Below are 22,669 nucleotides of genomic sequence, written 5' to 3' on the forward strand. Positions count from 1 at the left end.
ATTTTGGTCAAAACGGAGGTGCCGAATGGATCAGCGGCGCGATAACATTCTCGATGCGGCGAAAAAATCGTTTGCTTTGTTCGGATACAAAGGAACGACGGTGGATCAGATCGCCAAAATCGCCAGCGTAGGGAAGGGAACGCTGTACCTGTATTTTGAGACAAAAGAAGATTTGTTAAACGAGATCGTCAAATCCCTGATCGCCGAGATGAGAAAACTGGCCGATGCCAGCATTTCCAAGGGCGGTACAATTATGGAGAAGCTGCATTCCGCTACATACAGCATTCTGGTTTACCGCAAGGAGCACGAACTACTGCTGAAATTGTCGCAGGAAGTGGCCCAGTTCGGTACACCGGCGGCGCAGCATGCTCTCCGTGAGATCGAGGAAGGTGTCATCGGCTATATCAAGCAGCATCTGGAAATTGCCGTCGCGGACGGAAGCATCAAGCCGTGCGATCCCGAAATTACCGCGTTCGTCCTGGTGCGCATGTACCTGGTCCTGCTCGTCGACTGGGAAAGAAAGCATCCGCCTCTTACCAACGAGCAGATTTCGGATCTAATCCAGCTTTATATGATGGACGGAATCGCCCTCTAAGGGCGGTTTGTCCGTTTACACCCTAAATTATGAACTAGAGAAAGCATCCTGGGAGGGAAATGTTAGATGAAGTTTGTTAGACCTGTTGTATACGTAGTGATGGCCGGATTGATCGGCGGGGGAACTTTCCTGCTGTCTTCCAAAGAGGCCCTGAGCAGCACCCAGAACCGTCCGGCGAATTTGCCGACCGCTTATATTGAAGCGAATCAGGTGGCCGCGAGCTTTAAAGCCGGCGGCCGCGTGACCGAAATTCTCGTCAAAGAAGGGGACACCGTGAAGAAAGGCCAGGTGCTGGCCCGGATTCAAAGTCAGGAAATCGAGGCGAAGGTAGCCCAGGCCAAAGCGGCCGTAGCGCTTTCCCAAGGAAAAATCGCCGAAGCGAAGGGCGCGGAAGCGACGGCCCAAGCGAAAAAACAGCAGGGTCAGGAAGCGGTGACGCTGACCGCGGAAACGGCCGCGAAACAAGTGAAACAGGCCGAAGCGGTAGTGAAAGCCGCTCAGACGAAGGTGGACGCGCTCAAGAACGGGGCGAGACCGGAAGAGAAAAAGCAGGCTGAAATTCAGCTGAATGCCACCAAAGAGGTTTTCCAGACAGCGGAAGAAAGCTACAACCGGGTGAAAAAAATGAAGGAAGAGGGTCTTGTCGCCCAGACGGACGTGGATAAAGCGAAAGTCAGCTACGAGGAAGCCAAAGCCAAGTACGAAGTGGCGCAGCAGCAGTACGCGCTTGCCCAGCAGGGACCGCGCGCGGAGGAAATCCAGGCCGCGGAAGCGCAGGTGGAACAGGCCAAAGCGGCCGTCGAACTGGCTAAGGCGAACATGGATCAGGTGAAAATCCGCCAAGGCGACGTGAACGCCGCTCAGGCGTCCATCCAGCAGGCGCAGGGAGCCGTCAAATCCGCCCAGTCCGGACAGCAGCAGGCCCAGGCGGCCCAAAGCGAAGCCGAGACATACTTGAGCTACACCGAGCTGCTTGCTCCTTCGGACGGGATCATCCTTTCCCAATCCGCTCAACTGGGCGAAATGGTAGGCTCCGGCTTCCCGGTGTTCACGATGGAAACTTCCGCGGATACGAAATGGGCGCGTTTCTATCTGCAGGAAACGGACGCGGCCGGTCTGAAAGCGGGCGATACCGTGACCGTAAAAGTGACGGCTAACGGCGCCTCCGTGACCGGCAAAGTCAGCACGGTCGCACCGGCTGCGGACTTCGCCGTGAAGAAAGCGACGCAAAACGCGTCCGATACCGATATCCGCTCGTTCGGCGTGAAAATCGAGCTGCCTCAGCTGCCGGAAACGGTTCTGACGGGAATGACCGTACAATGGGAAGGAAAAGCGGGTGATACCGTTGCCCCTTAAAGTCGGAAGCGTGATCGCCGAGGAATGGCGGCAAATTTTCAAGGACCGCCGCTTGATGGCAATTTTGTTCCTCGTGCCGATTCTTTACACAACCTTATTCGGATCGATTTATATCCAGCATAAAGTAACCGAAATGCAGACCGTCGTCTTCGACGAGGACAACAGTCAACTGAGCCGCCAGATCGTGCAGGCGTTCGACCAGAGCGAAACGTTCCAGGTCGTAAACGCCTACCATTCGGAGGCGGAGGTGACGGAAGCCATCTCCCGCGGAGAAGCGAAGGTCGGGGTCATTATCCCGAAGGAGTTCGAAGCCCGCATCAAGCACGGCGATGTGCAGCCGGTCATGACGCTTATCGACGGTGCCAACATGATGATCTCCAACTCCGCGACGCGCGCGGCCAATGAGATCGTCACGACATACAGCTACGGCGTCAGCGGCAAGAAGCTCCAGCAGCAGGGCCTTCAGGATGAACAGGTCAGCTCGACGTTCTCCGCCGTCCCGTTCCGCTACCGGGTGCTTTACAACCCGACGTTCAACTACAGCGATTTTATGATTTTCGGCCTGGCGGGCGCGATTTTGCAGCAGGTTCTTCTGCTCGGTATCGCCCTGACCATTACCCGCGATAAGGAAAGAGGGCTCTGGAACCGCTTTGCCGAGTGGAAAAAGATGCCTTGGCGGCTCGCCTACGCGAAATCGGTCCCGTATTTTATCATCGGCATGCTGAATGCGGTCGTGGTGTTCACGATCATGCTGTTCGGCTTCGATCTTCCGATGCGCGGACAGATTCTGATGGCTATGCTGCTCTCGGCCTGCTTCAACTTTGCGGTGCTAGGCATCGGGTATTTCATCTCCCTGTTCTCAAGCGCTCAGCTCGGCTCCACCCAGATCGCGATGCTGATTGCGGTGCCGTCGTTCATGCTGTCCGGCTACACATGGCCGTTTGAAGCGATGCCGAAGGCGCTGAGCATCCTCGGACATATGCTGCCGCTCACCTACTTCCTGGAGGGTGTCCGCCATGTGTTCGTCAAAGGCAACGGCTACGACGTGATCGTCAAGGACTGCATCGCGCTCGCTTTAACGGGATTCATCACTTATTTTGCCGCCTTCCTGCTCACCCGGTTCGCGATGTTCCGCAAGCAGACGGATGAGCCGGTTCAGGCCGGGCTGCCCGCTGTCCAGCAGGAGAGCACCTCTCTTACGGTGTAAAAGCCCTATTTTGCGACCGGCACGAATGTCAAACAACGTTTCTCCGGCGCGCGCAAGCTGTTCTTTTATAGTGCAGGCGCGCCGTTTACATAAGTTTCAGTCATCAGCGTTTTCGGTCCCATGTCCCTCAGCCTGCGTTTAGTTCTTATCATACCTTGGAAAAGAAGGGATTTTCGATGAAAAAAATCATAGCTACGCTGACCGCGTCCGCTTTTGTATTCGGCATGATGCCGGCCGCATGGGCGGCGGATACCCATTCGCCCTACTACGAAATCAAAGACGGCAACCTTGTACAGCTTCACGCGACAACCGATAAGCCTCTCAATAAGGACGAGGTACGCCTCCCCGCGCTGGAGAAAGTCAGCAAACTGACCCTCGACAGCGTGCTGGAACGGACGCTTAATAACTCCTACAATATGAAACTGCTCTATCTGAAAACGGCCGCGCTAGGGAACAAAAGCAGCGACCTTAAGGATCAGAGCGCCAACCTGTACGGCGGCAGCTTCGAAGGCTACAAGCTTCCGGCATCCCCGCAGGATTACATGACGCCCGAGGCGATGAAGAAGTATCAGATCGACCCGACCAAAGCGACTCCGGACAGCTTCTTCTGGATCGGTCCGGTTGTCGAAACCAACACGGTGCTGAACAAGGTCATCGAAGGCCAGGGCCAAATGGTTAATGGCATTAACCAGATTTTGCAGGCCCAGCGCGAACAGATGAAAACAACCTCGCATCAGCTCGATACGGATATGTGGAACAACCTGCTCCAGACCGATGAAGCGATTGAGGGCATCAAGCTTCAAGTGACGGCGCAGTACGTGCAGCTTCTCGGCTCCAAGAAGCAGATCGCCCTCATGCATGAGTACAAAGGCGTGGCGGAGAAAGAGATGAGACGCGCCCAGGTGCTGAGCGACGCGGGTCTCGCTTCTCCCGAGGACGTCGAAACCGCCCGCAAAGCGGTGAACAAAATCGGCGACGATATTCAGACGCTGGAGAGCAACTACCGCCTGGGTCTCGTGCAGCTTTGCTTCGATATCGGCGTGGAGTACACCCCGGATCTGCTGCTTGAAGAGCCGGCCGCCGTATCCGGAAACGTGCAGCCGGTTGTGAAGAAAGAAACCGAGACGCTGCTCGCCAATTCTTTTAAGCTGAAAATGGATCACAACGGCATCGACGAAGCCATCTGGCAGCAGCAGAATACCGTGACCAAGAATACGTATGGCGGCCAGTATCAGAGCATCAACACGGGAATCGCTTACCAGAAGCAGGAACAGACGAAAGCCGAGCTGGTCAAAAAGATTTACGCGACTTACAGCGATGCCGATAACGCCTATCAGACCGTGCTGAACGAGGAGCGCAACCTCAAAGACGCGCAGGCCGACGTCGCCAAAATGAAAATCCGCTACGAGAACGGATTTGTCTCCAAGCATGATTACGATAAATTTTCGTTCAAGCTTCAGCAGGCTCAAACTACGCTGGAGGGTGCCCGGCTGAAATACTTCGCGCTGGTGCGTAAAGCCGAAGCGATGGATAGAGGATTTATTTCGTAAAAGGCGCCTATTCAGAAAGTATGCGGCCGAACAGATAGCGGAACTTTATGCAGTTAAATGTATAGGAGCTTTACTATGGCTGCCATGAACGGAAGGGACCGATCCTTGGGATCGGTCTCTTTTTGTATCTATGGAAAGGTTGACCGCCGAAAACCGGATGACACCAACCAAGGTAAGGTGAGGAATCACCGGTATGGGGCGGCTGTATGCATGGCTTCGCATGCGGCCGTACGCCGATACCGGCGAGCGCCCGATCTGGCAGCCCCGCAGCCGAACGCAAAAAAGACGTACAAAATTGTTTCCAATTTTGTACGTCTTTTTCGTATACCCGGCCGATTGCGTATCCGTCCGGGCCTTGAAGGGCAGCGCCGGAGCGGTTTACAGCCCTTCGAAGCTGAAATCGTCGTCGCTAAGCGGCTCGACACGAAGGGCGCGGACGTAGCCGTTGCCTTTTTTCGAGAAAAAGTCATGCTGCTTCGTCTGCGTCCGGATTCCGTTCAGAACGACCGGATGAACCGGTTCTTCCGGGAAATAAGGATCGCGTCCGAGGTTCATCAGCGCTTTGTTGGCGTTGTAACGCACATAGCGCAGCACGTCGTCCTGGAGGCCGAGCGGAGTGTAGAGCTCTTCGGTGTAAAGCTTCTCGATCTCGTACAGCTCCAGGAGCAGCTTGATCTGCTCTTCGGCGGCTTCCTGCTGCTCGGTTTCGCTCAGAGTCGCGAATAGCTCCTGCGCTAGCGTACCGACGTACAGGCCGTGGATGCTTTCGTCGCGCAAAATGAGGTCGATGATCTCGCCGCTGTTCGTCATTTTGCCTTGTCCGGCCAGGTAGAGCGGATAGAAGAAGCCGCTGTAGAACAGGTAGCTTTCGAGATAAACGGAAGCCGTCATCGCCAGATACAGGTCTTTGTCGGACTGGATGCTGTTGTAGTAGCGGTTGATGAGATCCGCTTTCTGCTGCAGGCGTCCGTTCTCTTCGACCCAGCGGAAAATGCCGTCGATCTCCTCGTTGCTCGCCAGCGTCGTGAAAATGCTGCTGTAGGACTTCGCATGAATCTGCTCCATCATGCCCATGAACGACAGCACCGCTTTGCGCTGGAGGCCGTCCATGTGCTCGACGAGTCTCGGCATGCCGACTCCGCCTTGAAGGGTGTCCAGCAGCGTCAGGCCGCCCAGAACCTTCTTGTAGACGTCCTGCTCGTCGGGGTTCATCTCGATCCAGACCATTTTATCGTCGGAAAGGGGAATTTCTTCTTCGGTCCAGAACTGCATCACGTTCTGCTGCCAAAACGACCAGGTGTAATCGTCGTCGGGTTTATTCCAATTGACGGCTTTCATCGTTTTCTCTCCTTTGGATGGGGCGCGCTGCAATCCGGCATCAGTCGTTGCCGTGCATAACCATAGGCAGCTTTATACGGGGCTGACAAGTTCGGGCCCTGCATAAAGCTGCTTATAGGGAAAGCGCCATACGGATGTTTGCGGCCTGCCTGGAGCGTTTTTTACGTTCCTGTCGCGCAGCCGGCTTCTTTGTTAAACGAATCTATTCTTATCCCGGCTCTCGCTTAAACGGAGCAGCTCAGGCATTCTTCCATGGTCAGCCGCTTCGTGCGGGTGTAGTAGAGCGATTTGAGGCCTTTTTTGGCGGCGTACAGGTAGTTGCGGGCAAGCTCGCGGGTCGAGATGTCGCTGTTTACGTGCAGCACCGTTGAAATGCCCTGATCCACATGCTCCTGGATTTCCGCGATAAGATCGATGATCTTGAACGGGTCCATCCGGTAAGCCGACTTGTAGAAGAACATGTTTTCCTTGGACAGATACGGCATCGGATAGTAAGTGGTCGAGTTCGCATACGTACGCGTTTCGATCTGATCGACGATCGGCATGACGCTGGAAGTCGCGTTTTGCACGTACGAGATGCTCTGTGTCGGCGCGATGGCCAGACGGTAAGCATGGTACAGGCCGTGCTTCATGACTTGCTCTTTCAGAGCTTTCCAGTCTTCCGGCGACGGAAGATCCATGCCTTCGAAAAGAGCTTTGATTTTATCGGATTCGGGACGGTAATCTTTCACTTCATACTTGGCAAAATAGGTGCCCTTCGCATATTCGGAGCGTTCGAAATCGGCGAAAGTGACACCGCGGTCGCGTGCGATTTCCATGCTTTTCTCCAGCGAGTAGAAGTTGATGGCCATGAAGAAGGCGCGCGCGAATTCTTTCGCTTCCGGGCTTTCGTAAGCGATCCGGTTTTTGGACAGATAGCCGTGCAGGTTCATCGCGCCGAGACCGACGGAATGAAGCTCCTTGTTCGCTTTCACAACGCCCGGAGCGTTCGCGACCGTCGTGTTGTCGCTGACGGAAGTCAGCGCTTCGATGCCGCTGTGGACGGAGTCGCGGATGCTTTTCGTTTCCATCACGTTCACGATATTAAGCGAAGCGAGGTTGCAGGAAATGTCCCGGCGGATAATATCGCCTTGGCCGTAATCGCCGATCTCCGTCGTTTCCTGGAGCTGGAAAATTTCCGTGCACAGGTTGGACATTTTCACTTTACCGATGTCTTTCAGAGCATGTCCGCGGTTCGCGTTGGAACGGTTCATGATGTACGGATAGCCGGATTCCAGCTGGATAACGGCAATCTTGGTCAGCATGTCTCGGGCGCTCATGACGACTTTCTTCTTCACGTTCGGGTTGGCGAGCAGCTCTTCATACATCTCGTCGATATTCATATCGTCGAGGTGACGGCCGTACTCCTTGTAGACGGAGAACGGGGCGAACACGTGCAGCGGCTTGTTCTGCTCGGCCAGCTCGTAAAACTTCTGCGGCACGATCAGACCGATGGAAAGCGTTTGGATACGGGATTTCTCGTCCGCGTTGATCTTTTTGCAGTCGAGGAATTCGATGATGTCCCAGCCGAACACGGAGTAGTAGACCGCTCCGGAGCCCCGGCGCTGACCCATCTGATCGGCATAGGAGAAGGCATCCTCAAGCAGCTTCATGACGGGCATGATGCCTTTGGCGGCGCCTTCGACGCCTTTGATCGGCTCGCCGCGTCCGCGCAGCTTGGACATGTTCACGGCTACGCCGCCGCCGATTTTGGACAGCTGCATGCAGGTGCCGATGACGTACTGAATGGAATTCAGGGAGTCGTCCATCTCCAGCAGGAAGCAGGAGACCATTTCGCCCCGGCGGCTGCGTCCGGCGTTCAGGAACGTCGGCGTAGCCGGCTGGACGCGCTGCTCGATGATCGCCTTGGCGATCCGCTGGGCTTTGCCGAAGTCGCCTTCACCGAGGTGAAGGGCGACGATGGCGGCGCGGTCCTCGTACGATTCGAGGACTTGCTTTTTATCGTTGGTACGCAGGGCGTAATCTTTATAAAATTTCGAAGCGGCCATGTAGGACTGGAACTTAAAGCCGCTTTTGCGGATCGTTTCGTGGATGGCTTCGATCTGCTCCAGCGTGTACTGCTCGTACACGTTTTCGTAGAAATCCTCGCCGATCAGATAATCGTAGCGTTCTTTGATGCTGCCGAAAGGGACGGTCTGCCCCTGGACTTCTTCAAGGAAGGCGTCCAGCGCTTCGCGGTCTTTCTCCAGGCGGTAAAAACCGTCTTCCCCCGGTATCATGAGTTCGTTGTTCAGTTCAATATGCTTCAAGATGGCGCACCCCTTTATGGAATCGTTCCACGTCGCTAGACGTGCCGGATAGTTCGAATTTGGCAAGCACCGGAACACCGTATGCCGATGAAATGCGGTCGGCGCTCAGGGCAAAAGATTGTCCCCAGTTCTGGTTGCCGCTTGCGGCGACACCGCGCAGAAGGGAAGAGTGATGTTTCAGGAAGTCCAGCACTTTGCCGGGAATTTGACCGAATCCGGTCGTATAGGTAACAAGGACGAACGGCTCCTGGATCGTCAAATCCTCTTCGATCCGTACGGCCTTCAAATTGAGCTTGTTAATGAAACGTTGAACATTTCCCGTACGGGAATCGTAAACTACCAGCATGGAAGCATCTTCCTTTCCACTCTATCAAAAATACGGGGCGCGCCGGCTACGGGAAGTAGTCGGCGCGCCCGGATGAAAGCCGCCCCTTGTGACAAAGAGCGGCTCTGGATTCACAGTCAGCTCCCGGCCTTTTCGCGTGCCTCTGACGGCACGGCGAAAAGGCCGGCTGAAGCCGCGCGTACAAGCCGGCTGCCCGGCTCCCCGCCCGAAGGCGGTGGAGGGACGGCCGTGTGCTATGCGGCTGCAATGTGAAAAACGTCCGGACACCTCCCTATCTCCCGTAGGTTCAGCGGTGTCTTTCAGACAGGCAGGTCTCCTGGCTCCAGGTTCATTGCGCCCCTCCGCGGCCTTCCCGACGGCATTCGTCAGTGGCGGTATGGGTGGGGCGCTCCCCGTTGACAGTGGCGGGACCGCGCCGGATTCGCACCGGACTTCCCTTTTGATTCCCGCCTCCGGGGCGGGAAACCTGTCTAATCCATATATAGTCTATATATAGTGAATATGTAGGTGATAGATATGAATTTACCTCAATATATTGTGGTTTGTCAACTGTGCGTAAGGACTCAACAAGGGGAGAAAAACCGAGATAAAAGGCGAAAAAGGTGTGATAACCTGCCCATAAACGGGCGAGATTTTATTTCCGTTTCTTTTTATTTCGACAAAGTTTGCGGGCGACGGCGGGACGTGCGGCCAAGCGGGTTTTCACGCGCGGAGCGGGGTATTTTTCACGTGAGCCAATTAAAAAAGATCAAGCTCCTTGGATGGAGCTTGATCCCTTTTTACATGTTTACATTCTTTTTGTTGTTCTTTTTATAAAGATTCATTATGCCTGCAAGTATCCATTCAATCACGTGCAGAGCGACAGACAAAGTGAGAGCGGACAAAAGATCCTTGATGTAAACACCGGGAATTAGATGGGCAAAAACATAAATCAGAAGACTGTCTGCGATTATGGTGATGATTTGTCTGCCGTAAACGGAAGGGGGCCTTTTGAGCCCGTAACGGATCATGGCATGGAGGAGGGGATGAATAAAGGTCTCGAAGAACAGAAAGCTCAGCAAGATGACCAGAGAGAAAGTGAAGAGATCCGCTTTGCCGGAAAAACTGATCAGTGTGCTGGTATGCTCAATGCCACGAAAGAAGGTCATATATAAGAAAGCAAAACCGGTTACCGGCCCGATGATGAGCAAGGACAAAACCGGAATCGCCCAAATTTTCGTCTTTAAGGACGGCGCAGGTTCGTGGTCTCGGCGCGCTAAATAATTCAGCAGGATGTTTAAACCGAAAAACAAAAGCAGCAGCATGCCGATAAGCCAAGCGTAACTAACCATATAGGTTTTCCTCCGGGAAAATTTTCGCATCAAACGCGCAGCTCCCCGCGTGATATTTCGCTGCGTGCCGGCGGTCGATCGGTCACATAATAATTAAAACAGTATATGTAACTATTTTGCTTTTTTGAATTTATTTAGTCAAACGATTTTGTGCAGCGAAAGCAGCAGGCTCCCAAACAAAAAAGGCACAGGGAAATTTCCCGGTGCCTTTTTATAACGCCTGAGCGGCTTCTGTACCGCAAGCGGACTTACAAAGGCCCCAGCCCTCTGACCGAGCTTGCGGAAGCGGTATAACAGCCTCTTGAAGCCGCAGCAGCCGAAAGCAAGAGACGGCGTCCTAAACCGTGCCCGCCAGATTGGCGGGAAAATTTATCCGGCCGCCTTACTCGCCGCTGCCCTGCTTAACAAGCTCATCCACGGACCACGCCACGCACCAGGGATACTGGTTTTTCGTTGTTTCCGGAATCCAGTAGCAGCGGTCCGTTTTGTTTTTATCGGGGTAAAACACATACATGAGCAGCTTCACTTCGCTGATATCGTCCGGTTCATCCGTACGAGGATTCGGGTAACGGACCGTACAGCCCATTTGCGATGAAAATTGGGTGGATACGTTCACTTCATACGTGTACATGAAGCTGGACCCTACACCGATGGAAAACACGTCGCCGGGAGCTTTGCCCGCAGGCTTGCATTCGACGGATACGCTGTTGGAGACGGAGGTGACGGTTTTGCTGATTTTAATAAAATTTTCTTCGATTTTCATGGATTCCGACCAGTTGACCGGCATACTGAACGAAAGCTGCCTATCCGTATAATCGGGCAGATCCGTAAACCGCTGCACATAGTTCTCGATACGGTTCGGATCGGGCTGCTTCGGGAACGTGCTCAAGGATTTGCCTTTGCGGGCCTCAATGCTCAGATCCGAGACGGAGAAAAGACTGAGCTGCACGCCCAGGTCCTGGTTTTGCCAATCCGCCAGCTTGTAGGTGTGCCGGGTAATGTTGGGACGGATGTACAAATGCGTAGCCGTTTTTTTTGTGGAGGACGGATACAGCTCAATCGAAAATTCTTTGATGCTCTTAATTTCCGAAGTGACGGACCGCGCCCGCTCATAAGCGATTTTCAGCTCGCCGCCGAGACCTACGACCGGAACTTTGCCGCTAAAGTTGAGAGAAGCGCCGAATTTGTACTTCGCGGATACCGCCGCCTGCTCCTCCTTCGACCACTTGAACCGGAAGGAACAGATGGAATCTTTAAGCTCGGAGCCGTTCAGCACGTGGGGAGGCGGGCTTTCGACAACGCCCAGAAACGTCAGATGGTCATCGTTGGCCCAGTTCGTCAGCGTGTCTGTCAAGATAAGCCGGTCGGAATGGTACCGGCCTATGCCGAGATGTTTTTTCCGGCCGGAGCCGTCGAACGTCTGGGTAAACCAGATTTCGGACCGGATATGACCTTCATCCTCGGGTATAAAAAACTGGAAGGCGTCGACATGGTGTCCGTTAGGCGTCGACATGTGTCCCCAGCCTCGGACGATGGGGGCCGACCAGACTCCCGTGGAGACGGAGTATTCGTATCTTCTCGCTTTGATGTCGCAAGCGGTTTTGCCGCTGACGAACAGCTGCAGGACGCTGCCTGCAGAGCCCTTTTCGATGGAGCCCGGAGCGAGCGCGAAGTGGCTGACACTTTCACCTTCCGCTATGGCGTGCGGCTCATTTACTTTCCGGGGCGGCGCCTGCTCTTCGTGGTGGAGGAGCACCGTTTTCAACGTTTCTTTTTTGCGGGAAACGACCGACTTCGTATCTTGGCTCCGCTGAATATAGCCGACCATGATCCGCACGTCGCCGCCGGGATCCCGGTAGCTGCACGCCGCCGTATGAGTGACGTCCGCGATGCGGATTTCCTCCGCCCTGCCGTCTTTTCCGGGACGCTGTTCACGGGCTTCGGTCCGTTCCCACGTCTGCCCTCCGTTGTCCGTCCAGTTCAGCGCGAGCTTGCCGTTCGCATCGGAGCCGATGAGATACAAGCGGGTTCCGGCCGATACGGCCGCGAACCGGCTGTCCGTCCGCATGCGCATGCGCTCGTCCAAGGTAAGAGCCGCTGACCATTCGGTCCCGTCCTGAGAGGTCATTCCGTGCAGCGTCCCCCTCTGGTCCGCGTAAAACAGATACAGGACGCCCTCATGCACGCACGCCGCCAGAGCGGGTATCCGGCCTCCGCCGACTCCGTCGCCCCCATAGGCCACTTTGGTTAAATATTCGATCCCGAGCGGCCCTTTCTTTTTGTTAGGGCTGTTAACGACTCTCACTTTTTCACGTTTATCGTCGCCGAGGTAAGTTTCCATGCAAATGAGATCCAGCAGATTCCCGTTCGTATAAAAAAGATAAGCTTTATCGTTGAAAAACGTACCGGCAGCCGGTCCGGTATTGGATGCCCTCGTATAAAATTCCTCAAAAGCATCGTGTTTGGTTTTGGCAGACATGGTCTCACTCCAGTAGTTAATAAGATGGGGTAGTTTTCCATGAGTCACTATACCAAACCGGAATTAGGAAGGATATTAACGAAAGTTAATGAAAGATGCAGGAATTCCACTAGACGGAAAAACAAAAAAAGATCTCTTCCCGGAGGAAAAGATCTTTTTAAGGGGATTAATTATTCGCGATGGTTTCAGGCGTCGTCAGCTTGTCGTAGAACTCGACGTATTTGTCCTTGTCCGCGGTGTTCCGGACAGCCATGGCTACGCGCGGATGCTCGTTGAGCGTTCCGGCGATCATGTAAGGAATGATGTAGCCCCACTCCACTTTCTCGCGCATGGCGACCATGTGGCGTTCGATCAGGTCCAGAACGGGACGCACATCGTAACGGGGGTTTTTCAGGTAGCTGACGAGCAGCTCGGTGGTGCAGTTGCCTGCCGCGCGTCCCATACCGAAGACGGAGGTGTCGAGGAACTCGACGCCTTTCTCGGCACCGACGACGGTGTTGGAGAACGCGAGCTGCATATTGTTATGCATATGAAGGCCCAGCTTCTTCTCCGGCAGAAGGCGCTGGAATTTATTGACCATGTAATCGATGTCCTTGTGATTCATGCTGCCGTACGAATCGACGACGTATACCACGTCGACCGGACTTCTGTTGATGAGCTCGAACGCTTCGTTGAGCTCGTTCTCCATCACGTGGGAGAGCGCCATGATGTTCAGCGTCGTTTCGTAGCCCATGTCGTGGAACTTCTGTACGAGCTGAAGACCCTTGTCCACATCCTTGATGTAAGAAGCTACGCGGATCAGATCCAGCTGGCTCTGCTCGCGGGGGAGAATGTCGTTCTCGTCGACGCGGCCGATATCCACGAGCGCGGAAAGCTTCGTATCGTTCTTGGTAGGGATGACCTCACGCAGGAAATCCTCATTCAGAAAACGCCACGGACCCGCATTGTCGCTTTTCAGGAGCTTAGCCGAATTTTTGTAACCGATCTCCATATATTCAACGCCGGCCGCATTCAAGCCGCGATACATATCCTGAACAAATTCCACGCTAAAATCCCAATTGTTGACGAGCCCTCCGTCGCGTATCGTACAATCGAGAATTTTATGCTGATCGTGTTTCATTTTCGGTACCCTCCAAAAGCCGCATACCGGCTCATATTTTGCTATATTATCACGCATCTGATAAGGGATGTCAATCAATCGGCGCAATTGTCGGACAAATGACAGAACTGACAAACGGTCAAATAAAAAAGCGGGTCCCCTTAAGGAATTCCGCCTTTTTGTACGTTCCGGCCCCGCATATCGCCTTTTGTAAGTCCGGATTTACCGGACAAGGACAAACTTACCAATGAGTGGCAGCGGTCTCATTCTGCCGTCATGAGCGTTCCGGATCCCGATAAATGCCAGCGCGAAGACGGAGATGTCCAGGGGAGGCATAAGCAGGTCCTCTACACCCGGAAGCAGCCCGAGCATCAGATGCGCGAAAACGGCGTAGAGCAGGAGCAGCAGCCCCTGGTTCGCATGATACATCGCGAATCTGGAATGTCTGGCAACCATCAGCGGCAGGCAAAAAATGAGATAAGCGGACATGGCGGCAGATTTGTTGCTGTCGATATCAGAGGAATTGTGATTGTGCATACGCGGACACCTCACACTCAGAATCGAAAACATGAAGCCGGATAAATTTCTGCTATACTTCTACTATAGAATATGCATACCCCGTTTGAAAAGGGATAGACGCAGGCTGGACGCGGAAATGGAGGAATTTATTTGGAAAAAGCTTCGATTCATATAAAAAAGGCGGGATACGGCGATTCGGGGGCGATTTTGCAGGATATCGACTTTCGTATTCCGGAGGGGCAGCTGATCGGTCTGATCGGGCCCAACGGCGCCGGGAAGAGCACGACCATCAAAAGCATGCTCGGCCTGCTGAAGGATGTCGAGGGGAGCATCGAGTTTGCCGACGGACGGGCTTCGGTGGCGTATGTGCCGGAGCAGCCGGTTCTGTACGAAGAACTCACGCTGTGGGAGCATATGGAACTCGCGGCGGCGGCCTACGGGCTGGAGCGTCCCGTATTCGAAGAGAGGGCGGCAGCGCTGCTGGCCCAGTTCAGGCTGTCGGATGCCCGGCACCGGCTGCCGGTCGCTTTCTCCAAGGGCATGCAGCAGAAAGTGATGCTTATCATCGGCTTCCTTAACCGGCCTTCGGTGTATATCGTCGACGAGCCGTTCATCGGACTGGACCCGAGGGCGACGAAGGACTTCCTGGAGCTGCTGCGGAAGGAGCGGGAGAGGGGAGCGGGCATTCTGATGAGCACTCACGTGCTCGACACCGCGGAGCGCATCTGCGACTCGTTCCTGCTGCTCAGCGAAGGGCGGATCGTGGCGCAGGGAACGCTGGACGATGTGCGCCGCAAGTCGGGACTGCCGGACGGCACATTATTCGACTGCTTCCATGCGCTGGTCTGAGGCGGAGGAGGGAATGAATATGACACCGGCAAAACTATTCAAGCGGAGGCTGCTCGACGACTGGATCTACCAGTACCGCATTCTGCGTACGGCTGTAGACTGGACGGTGGCCGTCTATCTGATCGTTCCGGCCCTGATCTTCGCCTTCATTTATTATTCGGCGTGGTGGCGGACGCCGCCCGGGTGGTTCGGCTATATCCCGGTATCGCTGGTTGCCGTTCTCCTGTATCTGTTCGCCTGGTCCGGCACCATCCGCTTCTTCATCGAGGAAGCGGACCAGCTCTTCCTCGTCCGCAGCAAAGGCTGGATGCCCGCGATCAAGCGCCGCGGGCTTCTGTACTCGCTCGGGCTGCAGGCACTGACGACGGCCCTGCTGGCCGGCGCTTTGCTGCCCCTGCTGCGGGCGGAAGACCCCACCGGCGGCGCGCTGAAGCTCGCGGCCCTGTTCCTGGCCGTCTACGCGGCCAAGGTGAACCTGGGCCTGCTGCGCCAGCTTGCGGCGCTCGCCTGGTCCGGATGGAAGCGCGTGGCGGCTTCCATCGTGCTGTTCGCGGCGGGCTTTCTCATCTACTGGGCCTGCGTCCAGTTGATTCTCGCGGGTGCCGCCGCAGGGTACCTCGCCGGGCCGCTGCTGCTTGCGGCCGCGGCAGTGCTTGCCCGCCGCCGTCTGCGGGCGGCGGGAGCGTTCTACCCCGACGTGCAGCGGGAGAGGGAGGCGAGGCTGAAGCTCGCCTCCCTGATGCTCCGCGGCATTGTCGAGGGGAAGAAGCCGCGCCAGCGCCGGGCTCCGCTGCTGCTGGGCCGCTCGCAGCGGGTGGTCCGCGGGACGGGCGCTTCGGCGGTTCTGGCCGATTCGCTCGTCAAATCGGTCCTCCGCCGGCCCGGCCAGTGGAAGCTGTACGCCCAGCTGACGGCCGTGCTCGCGTTCGCCGCGTGGCGGCTGCCGGGTCCGATGCACGTCGTCCTGTGGGCCGTCGCCGCTTTCGTGCTGGCCTACTGGATGAAATCGGTCTCGCGGGAAACGCTGGGCGCTTCCTTCTTCCGCATGTTCGCGTGGAGCGAAATCAGCAAGCAGGAGGCGCTCCGCAAAGCGTCGTTCGCTCTGGCGGTGCCCGGACTTGCGCTGGTCGGTCTTGTCGCGGGCGCCAGCATCTCGCTGCCGCTGGGGATCGCCGCTCTTGTTCTCTCTGTGCCCGCCGCGTATGCGGCAGCCTTTCTGGTGACCATCTGGTATTAAACGCCAGGGTTTGGCGAACACTAAGGGCGACCGGCAAGCGTGCGTGCTATGAATACGAAGAGCGCACGGCGGATCTGACAGCACCGGAAAGGATGCCTTATGAGCGATACACCGATATTTTTCCAATTTCCGCAGGAACGGGATATGCGGCTTGCTTATGATACGTTGTTTGAGCTGGGCTACCGGCCGGGCGTTAACGCTTCGGAAGGGCAGCCAACCCTGCATATCCATGTGGAAGGGCAGGACCTCGCTTCCGCCATGCAGATCGCCCAGGCCCATGCGGGAGAACTGATCGACGCGCCCCCGACAGCCGAGGCAAGCTACAGCGAACCGGAAGCTTACGCGGCGGCGTACGATCTCGACACGATCCGGATCCCGGCTCACTTGATCCAGGATCCGGAAGAAGACGCGCCGGAGGGGACTCTGGCCGCTGTTCGCGGCGGGGACGGGCCCGGCAGCATTGCGGACGCTTACTCCGGCACGGCGGGTGCCGGGGCCGGCGGCTCGTACGAGGAGCCGCAGCGGCAGTTTGACCCGTCCGACGACGATCTCGATCGGTTTTCGGCCGGGATTCATTTGTGAGACGGAGCTGCCCGGCGGTTTCTTGTCCGCCGGACAGCCTGCGAGTTCTCGGAGCATGGCAGAGGGAGAGTGCCGCATGGCGTGGGTCAACTACATGATCTACTTGTGTGATCCTCCGCATGGTCACGTCATTCGGCTGTTTTCGGCGCATACCGGCAGGATCAGGCCGAACCGCGGCAGCCTGAACCACCTTCACCCCATCGACAAAAAACCAGCCCTTCCGAAGGAGGAGCTGGTTTTTTTCTCGTTCTCTTTTTTACACAGTCATCTTCGTCCCTTTAGACCCTTGCTTCCTCCGCCCGCATGGCCGCATGCTTGCCGGCCGTATATCCCGTGGCGAAAGCCGCCGTAATGTTGTAGCCGCCCGTGTACCCGTGAATATCGAGAACCTCTCCGCAAAAAAACAGGCCCTCCGTCATCTTGGATTCCATCGTTTTGGGATCGATTTCTTTCAAGTTCACGCCTCCGCCAGTGACGAAGGCCTCCTCGATCGAAAGAGTCCCGTTCACGCGCAGGGGGAAAGCTTTCAGGAGCTTGCTCAGCTCCATCCAGTTCTGCTTGGGCAGGTTCGCATAGGTGAGCGACTCGTCCAGCTCCGCTTTACGGAGCAGCAGGGGAACGAGCCGTTCGGAGACGGCGCCCTTCAGCACGTTCTTGATCGCCCGTTTCGGCTCTGCAGCGGCGAGCGCCAAGGTCTGTTCGTACACTTCCTCCGTACTCTGGTCGGGAAACAAGTCGATGGTCAGCTCCACGCTGTCCTTATGCGACTTGCGGAGTTCCTTGACGACGAACTGGCTGCAGCGCAGCGAGATGGGGCCGGAGATCCCGAAATGCGTAAAAATCATATCGCCTTGATGGGTAATCAGCTTCTTGCCCTTGGCGTTCCATACGGTCAGCGCCGCATTGCGCAGCGACAAGCCCTGGAGCTCCCGGCTTTTGATAAAAGGCTCGGCCGAGGTAAGAGGCACTTCCGTGGGAAACAGCTCGGTAATGGTATGTCCGGCCGCTTCCGCCCATGCGTATCCGTCGCCCGTCGAACCCGTGTGAGGCACGGACTTGCCGCCGGAAGCGACGATCACGCATTTGCCGCGCAGCGTCTCGCCGGATTGCAGCCGCACGCCGGTTGTCCGTCCGTCCTCGTACAGCACGCGGTCTACGGAGCAGTTGGTCCGGATAGACACGCCTTGGCTGCGCACTTGGCGGATCAGCGTGTCTACGACGGTTTTGGCCTTATCGGAGACGGGAAACATGCGCCCGTTGTCTTCCTCTTTCAGCCGGATGCCGAGATTTTCAAAAAAAGCGATAATATCCTGGTTGTTGAAATGCGAGAAGGCGCTGTATAAAAAACGGCCGTTGCCGGGAATGTGCCGGATCAGCTCGTCCATTTCCTTGTTGTTCGTGACATTGCAGCGTCCGCCGCCCGAAATTCCGAGCTTCCGGCCCAATTTGTCGCCTTTGTCCAGCAGAAGCACATTGGCTCCGTCCGCGCTTGCGGCAACCCCGGCCATAAGGCCCGCCGATCCGCCGCCGATTATGATGACATCGTAAATCATGTAGTGTAAACTCCCTGAACCTTCAAATTTTATTCGATCATATCACGGATCGTCCGCTTTTCAAACCGGAAAGGGGCCTCCCTTTTACAGAAAAGTCAGGCCGGTTCACGCGGGGATTTCGGGCTCCGGAACATTTTTTGAACCGCGGAACCCCCAAGCAGCAGCAGAGGAAGGCCGAATCCCCATAAGAACGAGATATAGGTCCAGATTCTCGAAAAGTTGTTCAGCTCGGTAATGTTCGGGTACCACAGGAGCGACAAGGCGCCTGAAATAACGGCCACCGGAAACGTAATGACGCGGTAATCGTGAAGCCTGAGCAGGTAAGAAAGGCCCGTCACCATCGTATAGAGAAGGAACGATACCCGGAAAAAGATCGTAAAAAACCAGATGAAAGCGACGATAACTTCGATGCGGCGCACGAATTGCCCGAATTCGATCATTTTGCCGAGTTCATAGGTCGGAAACACGTAAGCGGCCGTCTGGCCGGGGTTCAGCACAAGCAGGCACATAAAGACGACGAGCACGATAAGCAGGCCGGACACGAGCGATCCTTTACCCAGCTGCAGAGCGAGGGAGGCGCTTCCTTTTACTTTCGCAAAAACCATCATGAACAGGTTGTGCTCCAGAAAAGGAAAGCCGGCCAAAGTCAAGGAGGCGAGCATAACCGGCTGCCATCCGGAGGCGAGCACGGGCTGAATGTTCTCGATATCGGCTTTGGGCGAAACGAACACGATGAGCAGGATGATGAGGAGGAGTACCCAAGGGAAGAAAAGCTCCGCTGTCCGGCTTATCGTGCCGATGCCGAGGCGTACCGCGATGCTGATCACGACAAGCGTAAATAAAATGAGAACTTCGAGGGGCGTGTCCCGGAGGAGGGAAGTGGTCAGAAAATCTCCGATATCCCTCAGGGAAAGCGTGATGATGCCTAACGGGTACGTCAGAAAGAACGCAAACCCCGTGACTTTCCCCAGTATTTTGCCGAGAGCGGATTCGAGAATTTCGCCCAGGTGTTTGCCGGGGTATGTTTTCTCTAGGGCGTAGATCAGGATAAGGGGGAGAAAGCCGATCATCAAACCGAGCAGGCCCGAGATCCATGCGTCGTTTCCGGCCTTATCCGCAAGATACGCCGGTATAACGAGAATGGCGCTTCCTATATAGTACATAGTGGCGAGCACGGTCAGTTGTCTGGGATTCAGCTGGTCCAACAGGCACACCTCCCTCGGTTGTCAGCCGTGCCGCAGGCTGGGTTTTGCAAGAACGATAAGAAGCAGGGTTAGAGCCGTAAAAAAGCGGAGCCGGCTGCCGGGGATCTTAGGAGAACCGGTTATTTGCGTCCGATCAGAAAATTAACCATATCCAGCGGCTTCGGAAAAGGGATGAAGAGGGCCAGCAGGGTGGATAGGATCATTCCCGCCAAGAGGAGGACGGCGAACGCGGTCAAGTCCTTCAGCATCCTGCGCTTCCAAAGAGACGGAATCTGAAACGCCCCGAGAACGATACCCGTCAGCCATATCATCGTAACGGTCAGCATACGTTAATCCTCCAGCCGGTTGATGAACGAATTGTTGGAACGTCCGAGCTGGCGGATATTCACCTGGATATCGTACTCGATCTCAAGCTCCCGGAAGGCCGATGTCCAGTCCCCTTTAACTTTTTTCCAGTAAGCCGGGTATTTCTGATACATCTTTTTGCCGAAGCCGAAAACGTCGCTGCCCAGTTCTTGGGCTTTTTCAATGGATTCCTGCATCCTGCTGCGGATATCTCCCGCAACGGATTTCTCCAGGAACTGAATGTTTTCTCTTTTACCCAGATCCATGACACATCTCATTTCCCCTATATTTTCTTCGGAACGGAGCGAGATCGTGACGAGAGGCTTCCCGTTCTTCATGCCGGCCTTAACGGTGGTCTTGCTGCGGATAAGATCGAGCACGGCGATGCCGCCGTCGGGACAAGCCGCTTGATGGACGGTGCTGTGTATGTTATCTGTTATGTAATTATATCCTTTGCTCTCCGACTCATTCATCCACCCCAGCAGCTTGTCCTTTTTGAACACGCTTAAGCCGGCGTACTGCATGTAGGTTTCGGGTTTGATCTGATCGATATTGCTCCGTTCCTCGCCTTTGTCGGAAGGGCCTTTCAGTATAACGGCCGACAGGACGCTTTCCTTGCCCTTCGCCGTCATGTTGTTGATCAGCATATCCAGGGTAACGACCGACACGGGGGCCCACTTCTTCTCCGCTGTTTCCAGTGAACTGTACAGTTCGTTGGCCGGAATTTTATCCAGTGGGGTGAGGACTTTCAAGACTTCGCTGGCTGAGCTTCCTTTGGATACCAGGGCGATGAAATCGGACCGGTGCTCCCAATCTCTTGTGAAAATGTCGAGAATATCCGAGAGGCCTTCCTTCGCGACCGATTCTCCGATCACAAGCACACGCAGATGGGAGGGATACATCTGGCGGGGACTCTTGGTTGTGATCCTTCTCATGGCTTCCAGGTACGTATCTCCCATCGATTCGTAGACGGTAATGGGGGAGCGGCCTCCGGAGCTCTTCTTGGGCGCCACTTCCCCGGGATCGACGACCTGGAAGGTGACTTTAATCTGCGAGCCGATCTTATCCACACCGATGCCGACCACGATGGCCAGCTCGTTCATTTCTCTTTTGCTCCAGCAGCCGGTAAGGAGCGATAAAGCCAGAATCAGCGCAAGCAAGCCGGCCGGCCGTTTAAGCATAGGAAGCAGCCTCCTTTATTTTCGGGGTGCCGGATTTTTACCGGGAGGCGGCTGCCGCCACGTATTGCGGCTGAGCAGTCTCGGCCGCTTGTTAAGCAGCCACTGCGGCAGCCGGATCAGCGTATCTTTTTGCTCGTTCAGCTGAAAAGGCGCAAACGGGGCCATATAAGGAATTCCGAAGGAGGACATATGGCACAGATGCAGGGCTAGCAGGATGAGTCCCGTCGAAACGCCGAACAGCCCGAAGGTGGCGGCCAGCAGCATGAACAGAAAGCGCAAAATCCGCACCGAAATAGATAAATTGTATGCCGGAATAACGAAGCTTGAGATCGCCGTGATGGAGACCACGATAACCATGGCCGCCGACACAATGCCCGCATCAACGGCAGCCTGGCCGATAACGAGCGTTCCCACGATGGATACGGCCTGCCCGATTGCCCGGGGCATGCGGATACCGGCCTCGCGGATGATCTCAAATGTGATTTCCATTAAATAAGCTTCCAATAGAGCGGGGAACGGCACACCCTCCCGCTGGGAAGCCAGACTGAACAGCAGATCCGTCGGCAGCATTTCCTGATGAAACGTAGTAATGGCAATATAAATGGAGGGGCCCAGCAGGGCGATCAGAAAGCTGACGAACCGCAGCAGCCTCAGCAGCGAGCTGATATCCGCACGGTTATAGTAATCTTCGGGGGAATGAAAAAATTCCCCGAACAGGGCGGGCGCCACCAGCACAAAGGGGGTGCCGTCGACAAATACGGCTACCCGGCCTTCAAGCAGCTGCGCGGCGACCACGTCCGGGCGCTCGCTTGAATACAAGGTAGGAAACGGGCTCCAGGCGGTTTCCTGGATGAATTCCTCCACATACCCGCTTTCGAGAATGGAGTCCGTCTCGATCAGGCTCAGCCGCCGCTTCAGCTCCGCCAGCACATCTTCGTTCACGATCCCGCTGATATAAGCGACGACTACGTTCGTCTTGGTTACATCGCCGATTTTCTGCCCGTCGAAACGCAGGCTCGCGTCGTTGATTCTCCGGCGTACCAGCGACAGGTTCGTCTTGATGGACTCCGTGAAGCCGGCTTTCGGTCCGCGGATGACTCCCTGGCTGGACGGTTCCTCGATGGCGCGTTCCTTCCAGCCGGTAAGATCGACCGCCAGCGCCGTATCTATACCGTCCAGGTACAGAATGGCGCTGCCGCTGTTGAGCAGCTCGATGATAAGTCCCATATTTTCGGCGCGCTGCACGCCGGATGCGGTGATATAGTAATCCTCCAGCAGCGTCATCAGCTCCAGCGTATGGCCCGGTTCGATGTTCATGTTTTTCATCTGCGTCATAATCGGCTGAAGAATGAACTGGTCTACTCCCTGGTTCTCCACAAGCCCTTCCGTATAGAAAAGAGCGGCTTTGACCCCGTTTTCTCCGGCTGCCCCTACCCGGAATTCACGATGCTGGATATCCACGCTGTCTCCGGTAACCTGACGGGTGCGAAGAATGTTGAACGGAAGGCTGCGGCTTAATCTTTCCTGGTACAGCTCCGAATAGCCGGGGCGGGGAAACGGAATGAACGAAGAAACCACGCGGCTTGTC

Annotated in this window: 19 protein-coding genes and 1 riboswitch; of the genes, 7 read left to right on the forward strand and 12 right to left on the reverse strand. The window is 55.6% G+C overall.

The window, feature by feature from the left end:
* Positions 1 to 25: 25 nt before the first annotated feature.
* The 4 genes from C4S74_RS16715 (at position 26) to C4S74_RS16730 (ending at position 4,708) form a co-directional block, all read left to right on the forward strand.
* Positions 26 to 595: a TetR/AcrR family transcriptional regulator gene (locus tag C4S74_RS16715; protein WP_103996437.1), complete on the forward strand. Its 570-nt coding sequence runs from the start codon at positions 26 to 28 to the stop codon at positions 593 to 595.
* 66 nt (positions 596 to 661) lie between these two features.
* On the forward strand, positions 662 to 1,951 hold the full coding sequence (locus tag C4S74_RS16720; RefSeq protein WP_103996438.1) for an HlyD family secretion protein: 1,290 nt from the start codon (positions 662 to 664) through the stop codon (positions 1,949 to 1,951).
* Positions 1,932 to 3,158 carry an ABC transporter permease gene (locus C4S74_RS16725; RefSeq protein WP_103996439.1) on the forward strand — a complete coding sequence of 409 codons (1,227 nt, stop codon included), beginning with the start codon at positions 1,932 to 1,934 and terminating at the stop codon, positions 3,156 to 3,158. The genes C4S74_RS16720 and C4S74_RS16725 overlap by 20 nt, the downstream gene beginning before the upstream one ends.
* 176 nt (positions 3,159 to 3,334) lie before the next feature.
* Positions 3,335 to 4,708: a TolC family protein gene (locus tag C4S74_RS16730; protein WP_103996440.1), complete on the forward strand. Its 1,374-nt coding sequence runs from the start codon at positions 3,335 to 3,337 to the stop codon at positions 4,706 to 4,708.
* Positions 4,709 to 5,086: 378 nt separating this feature from the next.
* Here the strand turns inward: C4S74_RS16730 and nrdF are convergent, their stop codons facing one another.
* The 7 genes from nrdF to C4S74_RS16770 all read right to left on the reverse strand — a co-directional run bounded on the left by nrdF (position 5,087) and on the right by C4S74_RS16770 (position 14,147).
* On the reverse strand, positions 5,087 to 6,046 hold the full coding sequence (gene nrdF, locus C4S74_RS16735; RefSeq protein ID WP_103996441.1) for a class 1b ribonucleoside-diphosphate reductase subunit beta: 960 nt from the start codon (positions 6,044 to 6,046) through the stop codon (positions 5,087 to 5,089).
* 224 nt (positions 6,047 to 6,270) lie between these two features.
* The gene (gene nrdE, locus C4S74_RS16740; RefSeq protein WP_103996442.1) at positions 6,271 to 8,355 is read right to left on the reverse strand and encodes a class 1b ribonucleoside-diphosphate reductase subunit alpha; all 2,085 of its coding nucleotides are present in this window, start codon (positions 8,353 to 8,355) and stop codon (positions 6,271 to 6,273) included.
* Entirely contained in the window at positions 8,342 to 8,701 is a 360-nt protein-coding gene (gene nrdI / locus C4S74_RS16745) for a class Ib ribonucleoside-diphosphate reductase assembly flavoprotein NrdI (RefSeq protein WP_009676335.1), read from the reverse strand. Before nrdI ends, nrdE begins: the two co-directional genes overlap by 14 nt.
* Positions 8,702 to 8,989: 288 nt before the next feature.
* Positions 8,990 to 9,186, reverse strand: a riboswitch (cobalamin riboswitch).
* Between the two features lie 294 nt (positions 9,187 to 9,480).
* Positions 9,481 to 10,032, reverse strand: coding sequence for a hypothetical protein (locus tag C4S74_RS16755; protein ID WP_103996444.1), 552 nt, complete (start codon positions 10,030 to 10,032; stop codon positions 9,481 to 9,483).
* Positions 10,033 to 10,414: 382 nt separating this feature from the next.
* Positions 10,415 to 12,511 carry a hypothetical protein gene (locus tag C4S74_RS16760; protein ID WP_103996445.1) on the reverse strand — a complete coding sequence of 699 codons (2,097 nt, stop codon included), beginning with the start codon at positions 12,509 to 12,511 and terminating at the stop codon, positions 10,415 to 10,417.
* Positions 12,512 to 12,677: 166 nt separating this feature from the next.
* Entirely contained in the window at positions 12,678 to 13,631 is a 954-nt protein-coding gene (locus tag C4S74_RS16765) for an aldolase catalytic domain-containing protein (protein WP_103996446.1), read from the reverse strand.
* Between the two features lie 201 nt (positions 13,632 to 13,832).
* Positions 13,833 to 14,147 (reverse strand): hypothetical protein, encoded by a 315-nt coding sequence (locus tag C4S74_RS16770; RefSeq protein ID WP_103996447.1) that lies wholly within the window; start codon positions 14,145 to 14,147, stop codon positions 13,833 to 13,835.
* Between the two features lie 132 nt (positions 14,148 to 14,279).
* On the opposite strand from C4S74_RS16770, the gene C4S74_RS16775 reads away from it, so the two are divergent.
* The 3 genes from C4S74_RS16775 to C4S74_RS16785 all read left to right on the forward strand — a co-directional run bounded on the left by C4S74_RS16775 (position 14,280) and on the right by C4S74_RS16785 (position 16,797).
* Positions 14,280 to 14,978 carry an ABC transporter ATP-binding protein gene (locus C4S74_RS16775; protein ID WP_103996448.1) on the forward strand — a complete coding sequence of 233 codons (699 nt, stop codon included), beginning with the start codon at positions 14,280 to 14,282 and terminating at the stop codon, positions 14,976 to 14,978.
* Positions 14,979 to 14,997: 19 nt separating this feature from the next.
* On the forward strand, positions 14,998 to 16,215 hold the full coding sequence (locus tag C4S74_RS16780; protein ID WP_258042508.1) for an ABC transporter permease: 1,218 nt from the start codon (positions 14,998 to 15,000) through the stop codon (positions 16,213 to 16,215).
* Positions 16,216 to 16,314: 99 nt separating this feature from the next.
* The gene (locus C4S74_RS16785) at positions 16,315 to 16,797 is read left to right on the forward strand and encodes a hypothetical protein (RefSeq protein ID WP_103996450.1); all 483 of its coding nucleotides are present in this window, start codon (positions 16,315 to 16,317) and stop codon (positions 16,795 to 16,797) included.
* A 278-nt stretch (positions 16,798 to 17,075) separates the two neighbouring features.
* Here C4S74_RS16785 and C4S74_RS16790 read toward each other — a convergent pair whose 3' ends face one another.
* The 5 genes from C4S74_RS16790 to C4S74_RS16810 form a co-directional block, all read right to left on the reverse strand.
* A complete protein-coding gene (locus tag C4S74_RS16790; RefSeq protein ID WP_103996451.1) occupies positions 17,076 to 18,350 on the reverse strand; it encodes an NAD(P)/FAD-dependent oxidoreductase in 1,275 nt (424 codons plus the stop codon).
* Positions 18,351 to 18,445: 95 nt separating this feature from the next.
* The gene (locus C4S74_RS16795) at positions 18,446 to 19,555 is read right to left on the reverse strand and encodes an endospore germination permease (RefSeq protein ID WP_103996452.1); all 1,110 of its coding nucleotides are present in this window, start codon (positions 19,553 to 19,555) and stop codon (positions 18,446 to 18,448) included.
* 119 nt (positions 19,556 to 19,674) lie between these two features.
* Positions 19,675 to 19,881: a hypothetical protein gene (locus C4S74_RS16800; protein ID WP_103996453.1), complete on the reverse strand. Its 207-nt coding sequence runs from the start codon at positions 19,879 to 19,881 to the stop codon at positions 19,675 to 19,677.
* 3 nt (positions 19,882 to 19,884) lie between these two features.
* A complete protein-coding gene (locus C4S74_RS16805; protein ID WP_103996454.1) occupies positions 19,885 to 21,081 on the reverse strand; it encodes a Ger(x)C family spore germination protein in 1,197 nt (398 codons plus the stop codon).
* Positions 21,082 to 21,096: 15 nt separating this feature from the next.
* Complete coding sequence (locus C4S74_RS16810) at positions 21,097 to 22,659, reverse strand: spore germination protein (RefSeq protein ID WP_258042509.1); 1,563 nt, start codon at positions 22,657 to 22,659, stop codon at positions 21,097 to 21,099.
* Positions 22,660 to 22,669 lie beyond the last annotated feature (10 nt).

Origin of the sequence: Paenibacillus sp. UNC499MF (assembly GCF_900107975.1) — a bacterium.
Classification (GTDB): domain Bacteria; phylum Bacillota; class Bacilli; order Paenibacillales; family NBRC-103111; genus Paenibacillus_F.

What these genes read in the sequence shown, in the direction of transcription:
- C4S74_RS16715 (WP_103996437.1), top strand. Translation starts at nt 26, where the DNA reads ATGGATCAGCGGCGCGATAACATTCTCGATGCGGCGAAAAAATCGTTT.
- C4S74_RS16720 (WP_103996438.1), top strand. Translation starts at nt 662, where the DNA reads ATGAAGTTTGTTAGACCTGTTGTATACGTAGTGATGGCCGGATTGATC.
- C4S74_RS16730 (WP_103996440.1), top strand. Translation starts at nt 3,335, where the DNA reads ATGAAAAAAATCATAGCTACGCTGACCGCGTCCGCTTTTGTATTCGGC.
- nrdF (WP_103996441.1), bottom strand. Translation starts at nt 6,046, where the DNA reads ATGAAAGCCGTCAATTGGAATAAACCCGACGACGATTACACCTGGTCG.
- nrdI (WP_009676335.1), bottom strand. Translation starts at nt 8,701, where the DNA reads ATGCTGGTAGTTTACGATTCCCGTACGGGAAATGTTCAACGTTTCATT.
- C4S74_RS16755 (WP_103996444.1), bottom strand. Translation starts at nt 10,032, where the DNA reads ATGGTTAGTTACGCTTGGCTTATCGGCATGCTGCTGCTTTTGTTTTTC.
- C4S74_RS16760 (WP_103996445.1), bottom strand. Translation starts at nt 12,511, where the DNA reads ATGTCTGCCAAAACCAAACACGATGCTTTTGAGGAATTTTATACGAGG.
- C4S74_RS16765 (WP_103996446.1), bottom strand. Translation starts at nt 13,631, where the DNA reads ATGAAACACGATCAGCATAAAATTCTCGATTGTACGATACGCGACGGA.
- C4S74_RS16770 (WP_103996447.1), bottom strand. Translation starts at nt 14,147, where the DNA reads ATGCACAATCACAATTCCTCTGATATCGACAGCAACAAATCTGCCGCC.
- C4S74_RS16780 (WP_258042508.1), top strand. Translation starts at nt 14,998, where the DNA reads ATGACACCGGCAAAACTATTCAAGCGGAGGCTGCTCGACGACTGGATC.
- C4S74_RS16785 (WP_103996450.1), top strand. Translation starts at nt 16,315, where the DNA reads ATGAGCGATACACCGATATTTTTCCAATTTCCGCAGGAACGGGATATG.
- C4S74_RS16790 (WP_103996451.1), bottom strand. Translation starts at nt 18,350, where the DNA reads ATGATTTACGATGTCATCATAATCGGCGGCGGATCGGCGGGCCTTATG.
- C4S74_RS16800 (WP_103996453.1), bottom strand. Translation starts at nt 19,881, where the DNA reads ATGCTGACCGTTACGATGATATGGCTGACGGGTATCGTTCTCGGGGCG.
- C4S74_RS16805 (WP_103996454.1), bottom strand. Translation starts at nt 21,081, where the DNA reads ATGCTTAAACGGCCGGCCGGCTTGCTTGCGCTGATTCTGGCTTTATCG.